Annotated in this window: 7 protein-coding genes and 1 tRNA gene; 4 read left to right on the forward strand and 4 right to left on the reverse strand. The window is 49.0% G+C overall.

Annotated elements, in window-relative coordinates; translation table 11 throughout:
- Together ACR0P9_RS05330 and ACR0P9_RS05335 are read right to left on the reverse strand one after the other, a co-directional pair.
- Positions 1-699: glutamate--tRNA ligase family protein (locus ACR0P9_RS05330; protein WP_432618030.1), on the reverse strand; the 699-nt coding region annotated here is incomplete at its 3' end.
- 98 nt (positions 700-797) lie between these two features.
- Positions 798-2,444, reverse strand: coding sequence for a glutamate--tRNA ligase (locus tag ACR0P9_RS05335; RefSeq protein WP_432618032.1), 1,647 nt, complete (start codon positions 2,442-2,444; stop codon positions 798-800).
- A 313-nt stretch (positions 2,445-2,757) separates the two neighbouring features.
- Here ACR0P9_RS05335 and ACR0P9_RS05340 point away from each other — a divergent pair, with 313 nt between their 5' ends.
- From ACR0P9_RS05340 to ACR0P9_RS05350, 3 genes are all read left to right on the forward strand, one after another.
- Entirely contained in the window at positions 2,758-3,129 is a 372-nt protein-coding gene (locus tag ACR0P9_RS05340; RefSeq protein ID WP_216470705.1) for a metal-dependent transcriptional regulator, read from the forward strand.
- A gap of 68 nt (positions 3,130-3,197) precedes the next feature.
- A tRNA-Ser gene (locus ACR0P9_RS05345) sits at positions 3,198-3,286 on the forward strand.
- A 125-nt stretch (positions 3,287-3,411) separates the two neighbouring features.
- Positions 3,412-3,744: a cupin domain-containing protein gene (locus ACR0P9_RS05350; RefSeq protein ID WP_432618034.1), complete on the forward strand. Its 333-nt coding sequence runs from the start codon at positions 3,412-3,414 to the stop codon at positions 3,742-3,744.
- Between the two features lie 63 nt (positions 3,745-3,807).
- On the opposite strand, the gene ACR0P9_RS05355 is transcribed toward ACR0P9_RS05350, so the two are convergent.
- Positions 3,808-5,469, reverse strand: a complete 1,662-nt coding sequence (locus ACR0P9_RS05355; RefSeq protein ID WP_432618036.1) for a putative manganese-dependent inorganic diphosphatase — start codon at positions 5,467-5,469, stop codon at positions 3,808-3,810.
- A 202-nt stretch (positions 5,470-5,671) separates the two neighbouring features.
- Here ACR0P9_RS05355 and ACR0P9_RS05360 point away from each other — a divergent pair, with 202 nt between their 5' ends.
- Positions 5,672-7,006: a CapA family protein gene (locus ACR0P9_RS05360; RefSeq protein WP_432618038.1), complete on the forward strand. Its 1,335-nt coding sequence runs from the start codon at positions 5,672-5,674 to the stop codon at positions 7,004-7,006.
- 4 nt (positions 7,007-7,010) lie between these two features.
- On the opposite strand, the gene ACR0P9_RS05365 is transcribed toward ACR0P9_RS05360, so the two are convergent.
- The coding region (locus ACR0P9_RS05365; RefSeq protein ID WP_432618040.1) for a hypothetical protein at positions 7,011-7,215 on the reverse strand (205 nt) is incomplete at its 5' end.

The following is a 7,215-nucleotide window of genomic DNA, read 5'->3' on the forward strand; positions in this document are numbered from 1 at the left end:
GTTCTTAAACTCAATCGAGCACATAGAATGCGTAATATGCTCCATCGCATCCTGAATCGGATGGGCAAAGTCGTACAGCGGATAAATGCACCACTTGTTGCCAATGCGGTGATGGGTAGCATAGACAATGCGGTAAATCGCTGGATCGCGCATGTTCATGTTCGGCGATGCCATGTCAATCTTCGCGCGCAGTGTCTTTGCGCCCTGTTCATACTTGCCTGCACGCATTTCCTCGAACAGACGCAGATTTTCCTCTACCGAACGATCCCGATACGGACTGTTCTTGCCCGGCTCTGTCAAGGTGCCGCGGTATTCGCGCATTTCATCCTGAGACAGGTCACAGACATATGCCTTGCCCTGCTTAATCAGGTATTCCGCGCACTCATAGCACTTGTCAAAGTAATCCGAGCCGTAGAAGATGCCGCCGGACGGCTGCGAGCCGGTCAGCCACTCGACATCCTGCAAAATAGCCTGTACATACTCATCGTCTTCGCGCACCGGATTGGTGTCGTCAAAGCGCAGATTAAACAGACCGTTATACTTCTGTGCAACAGACCAGTTGATGTAAATCGCCTTTGCCGAGCCAATGTGCAGATAGCCGTTCGGCTCCGGCGGAAAACGAGTGTGAATTCGTTCGGTCAGACCGTTTGCAATGTCTTCATCAATGATCTCATGCAGAAAATTCGATGCAAATTCCATTGTTGTTCCCCTTTTTTTTAGAATAGAGTAAGACAGCAGATTTCATGCCCAGATGACATGAGGCTCCGTTGTCTTACGTTCAAAATTCTTGTTCTTTTTTACAGTGCTTCGCAGGCAGCAGCCAGACGAGCCTGAATCTTGTCAACCGGCATCAGCTGCATGACAGAATACAGATCCGGCGCATTGGTTCTGCCGCAGATTGCCACACGCAGTACCATCGAAATATCGCCTACCGGTCCCTTATACTGTTCCGGATTCTTCTTGTACAGCTTGGTCTCCGGTGCAAAGCCATGGCGCTCAGCCAGTGCCTTTACCTTATCAAACCATACGGTCATCTCATCCTGTGCATCATAAATATCCTGATACTCAGTCAGAATTGCCTTGGCATCTGCCTTGGCACGCTCCGGCATACCGGAATAGTCCGGCTGGAACAGTTCATCAAACATAAAGTCCATATATGCCTTGGTCTCGCTCCACAGAGCCAGATCCTTGCGCGGCTTCTTGCCGCCTCTGCCAATTGCCAAGAACTTCTTGGTCATTTCCGGATCACGGACAAACAGTGCATGGAACTCCGGATCATTATCTGCGCTCCACTTGGCAACAGAATCATAGACATCCTCTGCGCTCATGCGGGAAATGACATTCTTGCTGACATCATGCAGCTTATCCATGTCAAACAGCGAACCGGAAACGCTCATCTTCTTTGTGCTGAACGGGAAATCATCCAGCGGTGCTGTCTGATTGGCACGGCGCCACTCCTCGAAATTGGAGTTGAGCAGAGTCATCAGATATTCCATGACGGACGGCACCGGAATACCCTGCTGATAATAATAGGACAGTGCCAGCTCCGGGTCCTTTCTCTTGGACAGCTTGCGCTTCGAACCGCCATCCATCTTCATCAGCTGTGCCGTGTGCACATACTTCGGACGCTTCCAGCCCAGCACATCAAACAGCTGCAAATGTACCGGCAGCGTAGCCAGCCACTCTTCGCCGCGAACGACATGCGTCGTGTGCATCAGATGATCGTCCACAACATGGGCGAAATGATAGGTCGGAATACCATCCGACTTGAGCAGCACAATATCCTGATCGTTTTCCGTCAGTTCCAGCTTGCCCTTGACCAAATCGGTATGACGAACCTTATTTTCAATGCTGCCCGGAGAACGGAAGCGAACAACATAGCTTTCGCCAGCTGCAATGCGGCGCTCGATCTCTTCCAGCGGGCAATCACGGTACTTCGCGTATTTGCCGTAGTAACCGAAGTTCTCCTTATTTGCCTCCTGCTGTGCGTGCATCTCTGCCAGCTCTTCCTCGGTGCAGAAGCACGGATACGCATAACCGCGCTGTACCAGTTCCTTGGCAAATACATGATAAATTGCTGCGCGCTGGCTCTGGCGGTACGGACCGTAGTTGCCCTTGTCGCCGTTTTCTGTGACGCCTTCGTCAAACGGCAGACCAAAATTCTTAAAGGTCTCCAGAATCAGCTCTACGCCGCCCTCTACTTCGCGCTTTTTATCCGTGTCCTCAATGCGGAGAAAGAACACGCCGCCGGACTGATGTGCCAGACGCTCATCTACCAGTGCACCGTACAGGTTGCCCAAATGCATAAAGCCAGTCGGGCTTGGGCCCATACGAGTGACCTTTGCGCCCTCCGGCAGATCTCTTTCCGGATAGCGGGCCTCGACCTCCTCCGGTGTCTCGGTGACTTCCGGAAACAGCAGCTCTGCTAAACGATTATAATCCATTCTATTACCTCGCCAATCCTGTGACTCCACGGGTCACAGACTCAATTTTTTCCGCACCCTGTGATGAAAAACGGGTGTTTATAAGCAAGTATAAGCATACCATAGTTTTCCCGTTTTCGCAATGTCAAGCCGCAAAAAACCGAATATGGAGAGAAAATTGGCTAAAAGCCGCCTATTGTTCACAAATACTAACTAGTTGCGTATCGGATTTTTGATTTGTTCCCGTGAATTTTTGATACATTTTGTTGTGTTTCCACAAAAATTATGCTATAATAGATACAGTTTACAGTAGCAAATAAAGGTGGTGTTTTACATGAAGATCCAAGAATCCGGTGAAAACTATCTGGAGACGATCCTTCTGCTCGAAATGCGCAACGGTACCGTCCGCGCTGTTGATATTGCAAATGAGCTGGGCTATTCCAAGCCGAGCGTTACCCGTGCGATGGGTGTCCTGAAAAAGGCAGGTCTCGTCGATCAGGAATTGTACGGAACCATTCAGCTGACCGAAGCAGGCCGCAAGCGTGCCAATGAAATTTACGACCGTCACGTGCTCATCAAGGAGTTTCTGATGACTGTTCTGTCTCTGGACGCACGAACTGCTGAGACCGACGCGTGCCGCATCGAGCACATCGTCAGCCAGACAACGATTGATCGCATTCGCGCACTGCTTCAAGAAAAGCGTTAATTTTCTCTTGACGGCAGCAAAAAAATATTGTATACTAATCAGGCAGTTTTAAACTGTCTGATTGATTTGGAGAGGTATCGAAGTGGTCATAACGGGGCTGACTCGAAATCAGTTTGCGAGCAATCGCACGCGGGTTCGAATCCCGCCCTCTCCGCCATAACAAAACCCGCAGGTATGAAAACCTGCGGGTTTCTTTTTATCTTTTTCCGATTTCGTTGTATTTCCCACCGAAATATTTGGCAAGCTGTAGTATACTAACTGCATCAGCTAGGAGGAATACGCATGAAACAATTGATGAAAAACATTGCCAAATCTGAAGTTCTGACCCTCAAGGAACAGGTTTCCTATCAGGAAGGACAGGTCGTCAGCAAAACGCTGGCGCAAAATGATGCCCTCAGCATCACCCTGTTTGCCTTTGACAAGGATGAAGAAATCAGCACGCATGAGTCCGGCGGCGATGCCTTTGTGACCTGTCTCGACGGTGTCGGAAAAATCACCATTGACGGTATGGATTACGAGCTGCACGAAGGAGAATCTATCGTGATGCCCGCCAAGCATCCACACGCGGTATATGGAAAAGAGCAGTTTAAAATGCTGCTCGTCGTCGTATTTTAATCGTTAAGCAGACAAACAGCGCAGCAGGAGAACCGTTTCTCCCACTGCGCTGTTTTTTGGTTTTTATTGATTCTGAATCGCGCCAATCATAGCCGGAATGAACTGTTTTTTGCGGGAAACCACATCTTTGAGCAGCAGCGGCTCTCCCTTTTTCACCGTGCAATGAAATGCTGTGCCAAGCAAGGCATCGGCATCTTTACCGGCAAACAAAACCTCACTGGACTGATCGAGAATATTGGTGACAAGATAGAAAATCATATCTACATTTTCTTTTGCCAGCACCTTTTCCATTTCTCCATTGAGCATTTCCTTTGCCATCTCGCGGTTTTTCGCGCTGACATAACTGCCCTGACCGACACCAAAGCGAATCCCACCGCTGGCAAAGACCTTATAATCCTGCGTCAGCACCTGCTCTGCGGTGCGCTCTTGCAGGTTTTCGCCTGCCTCAAACATTTCTTGGGCAAACTGGTCAATATCAATGCCTGCAATCTCTGCGAGCTTACGCGCGGCATATTCATCCTGTGCGGTGCAAGTCGGAGAACGGAAAATCAACGTATCCGACAAAATCGCGCTGCACAAAATGCCCGCCATATTCGGTTCGATTTCAACGCCGCTCTCCCCGTACATCTGATAAATAATGGTTGCCGTGCAGCCAACCGGATGATTGCGGAAGTATACTGGACTGCTGGTCTCCAAATTGCCAATGCGATGATGGTCAATGATCTCCAAAATTTCCGCTTCCTCAAAGCCGTCTACGCACTGGGTTTTCTCATTGTGATCGACAAGAATCAACTGCTTGCGCTGTAAATTCAGCAAGTTACGGCGGGAGATAACGCCCTGATAATACCCCTGCTTGTCCATGACAGGAAAATAATTATGACGCACACGACCCATGATCTTCTTTGCTTCTTCAATCGGCGTATCCAGTTGGAAAGAAATCATCGCTTTCGCCATCGGATGCCGAATTGGGATACTCTGATTAATTAGGCACGATGCCGCATAGGTATCATACGGGGTGCTGATCACTGTGCAGTTGTGTTCCTTGGCAATCTTGATGATGGTTTTTGCGATTTTCGGCGTCATGCACACAACCAAGCACGCCGCTTCCAATTCAATCGCACACAGCTGCGCCTCATATCGATTGGCAACCAGCACAATATCTCCCGGGTCCACCATATTTTCCATTGCTTCCGGGCTGCCCGCCGCGATGACAATCTTGCCCTGATCGAGAACCATATCATGATCGCCGGTAATCAATGTACCGTGCAGGGTCTCGACGATATTGGCAATCGGCGTGCAGGCGTTGGATACCGCGTGCGGATCCAAGCTGTCCATATTGGCCATTGCCAAACGTTTCAAGGTAATCAAGCCTTCCGGCTTGTTGTCATTTGTTGTAATCGGCAGCGTGGTGATGTCCTGATCTCGCATCGTCTCCCATGCACGGCGCAGGGTCATATTGCCATCTACACCGTCAATATATCGAATATCAATATCGCTGACGGTCGCATGTACATCCAAGCACATCTCCGGCGGCTCCATATGAAATTTCTGCAAAACAAACGCTGTTTCCTGATTGATCTCTCCCGCTCTTCTCGGCTCATAGGACCGTTCTGAAGTCAAATTCTTCAGATTCGCATAGGCGATGGCAGAGCAAATGGAATCTGTGTCCGGATTTTTATGTCCGATCACGCAGATATTCCTCTGCATCGCATTCTTCATCTTCATTTGTTTTCCTCCCGTATGTATATTCCCAACCTCTATAGTTATATCGTAAAACACCATATGACAAATGTCAACCGCTGCTTCCCGTTGTCCTTGTTATTTTTTCATACTTTCCTGTCAAAGTCTGTGCCAAAAGAAACTCCTTCTTGACAATCTGTCGTTTCTTGATAAACTGAAAACAACAAACAGAAAAGAGAGATGCTTTATGAAAAATCAATCGTCCAACCATTCATCCTCTAACCGGCAGCTGCCGCCCTCTCAGCGCAGAGAAATTGCGCGGCGCAAACGCAAACGCCGCAGACAACTCCGGCGTGTCGGTCTGCTCGTCGTACTCGCAGTCATATTGATCCTGTTTATCTCGCACGGCGTAAGCTGTGCCAGACAGGCATCGACCCAGCAGGCGCAGAACAAAACCGTCCAAACGACCTCCTCTGACAACAGCAACAAGAAAAAGACGGTAAAATCCGGCACGCTGTCGTTAATCGCTGTCGGCGACAATTTGATGCACAACACTCTGCTCAATGATGCCTCAACGAGTGACGGCTATGATTTCACGCCATTCTATTCCAAAATCAAGCCATATGTCCAAGCGGCAGACATCGCAGTGATTAATCAGGAATCCCCTCTCGGCAAGGGCAAAGCAGAGGGCTATCCAAGCTTCAATACACCGCAGGCGTGCGGCGATGCTCTCGTTGACGCCGGTTTTGATGTTATCTCTCAGGCGAACAACCACACCATGGACTCTACGTCCAGTGCGGTCTATGACACCATGGATTACTGGGATTCGCAGGCAGATAAGGGCGTGATTCGTATCGGTGTCAGCCGTGATGCAGACGACCGCGCCACAGTCCGTTATCTCAAGCGAAATGGCATCAAAGTGGGATTTCTCGCGTATACATACGGGTTAAACGGTGCCAAGCTGCCGGAAAGCAATCCGGATCTTGTCTCTCTCATCGACAAAGACAAAATGAAGGAAGAGATCGCTGCCGTCAAAAAGCAATGTGATGCGGTTGTCGTTGTCATGCACTGGGGCGAAGAATATCACGCAACACAAAACGAAGAACAGGAAGATCTCGCCGAATTTCTGACAGAAAACGGTGCAACCTTGATTATCGGCGCGCATCCGCACGTATGTGAACCGGCAGGCTGGGTCAAGTCGGAAAACGGTAACCGTGCATTCTGCGTCTATTCGCTCGGCAACTTCATTTCCGGTCAAAATAAAGCGGAAACCATTGTAGAAGGTATGCTGCAAGTCACATTAACGCGCGATGAATCCGGCACAGTGACGGTAAAAAATCCAGGCGTGATGCCGCTGGTGTGCACTTCCATCGGCAACCGCACGTTCCGCGTCATTCCGCTCGACGACTATACCGAAGAGATGGCATCTAGGCACACGCTTGCGAGCCGCTGTGATGTCTCTCCAGATAATCTCCGCACCATTGCGCAAAATGCCTACGGCAAATATCTCATCGCAAAGACCATCCCGAAAACATATGATACAACATCTGCTAAAAAGTCTGAAGAAAAGGCAGATTCCTAGCATTTTAATAGGATTTATTTTTATCCATATCATCTTGCAAAGCTCGTGAAAAACCGGTATAATGGTTTTCTAGTGTAGAAATACCATAATTTTTGCCGAAAATGAGAGAGATTTCGGCTTTTGTATACGAGGATGATTCATATGGTTTACAACAACGTATTAGAAGCAATGGGACATACGCCAGTGATTCGGCTTTCCCGCATGACAGA

The organism is Butyricicoccus sp. (genome assembly GCF_050872565.1).
Taxonomy (GTDB): Bacteria; Bacillota; Clostridia; order Oscillospirales; family Butyricicoccaceae; genus Butyricicoccus_A.